General features: G+C 57.5%; 1 pseudogene. It reads right to left on the bottom strand.

Annotated features, from left to right (window positions below):
• Positions 1 to 903, bottom strand: a pseudogene (locus A3730_RS22545) (2-oxoglutarate dehydrogenase E1 component); the annotation flags it as partial.

Here is a 903-nt window from a genome sequence, read left to right as displayed (position 1 = left end):
TTCTTGCGATCCAGATCAGCCAGGTCATCCAGTACTGAATGGAAAGTGCCGTGGGCCAGATCCTCCAGTGCGGATGTGGCCTTTTTATGGCGTAGCAGGCTCTTCGGGCTCATTACCACCAACGGTTTACGCAGTGGCCGTACAGCCTGACGGCGCAACAAGTGATAAATCTGCCCGGGGGTGCTTGGCACACAGACCTGCATGTTGTGCTCCGCGCACAGTTGCAGGAAGCGTTCCAGTCGCGCAGAGGAATGCTCCGGGCCCTGCCCTTCATAGCCATGGGGAAGCAGCATGGTCAGGCCACACAAACGGCCCCACTTGGCCTCGCCGGAAGAGATGAACTGGTCAATCACCACCTGGGCACCGTTGGCGAAATCACCAAACTGGGCTTCCCAGATCACCAGAGATTTGGGAGTGGTAGTCGCGTAGCCATATTCATACCCCAACACCGCTTCTTCAGAGAGCAATGAATCGTAGATATCGAAGCGCGGCTGCCCCTCGTAGAGGTGCTGAAGCGGCACATATTGCTCACCGTCTTTCTGGTTGTGCAGCACCGCGTGACGGTGCGAAAACGTGCCGCGACCACTGTCCTGGCCGGTCAAGCGAATGGCAAACCCCTGATCAAGCAGCGTCGCATAGGCCATGGTTTCCCCATAACCCCAGTTCAGGGGCAAGGCACCGGCGGTCATTTTGCGGCGGTCTTCCAGGATTTTCTTCACCTGACGCTGAACGACCACCCCTTCCGGCGGTGTTTCCAGGCGGGTAGCCAGATCCTGCAATTTCTTCAGCGGGTACGACGTATCCCAGTCATCTTCAACCTTATGACCGATGTAGGGAGACCAGTCCACGAACAGTGCCTTGTTCGGCTCACGCACCAGGGATTTCACCACATGGTTACCGGCG

This window comes from Alcanivorax sp. HI0044 (assembly GCF_001634945.1).
Note: the sequence above shows the minus strand (reverse complement) of the source record. Positions and strands in the feature narration are given on the sequence as shown.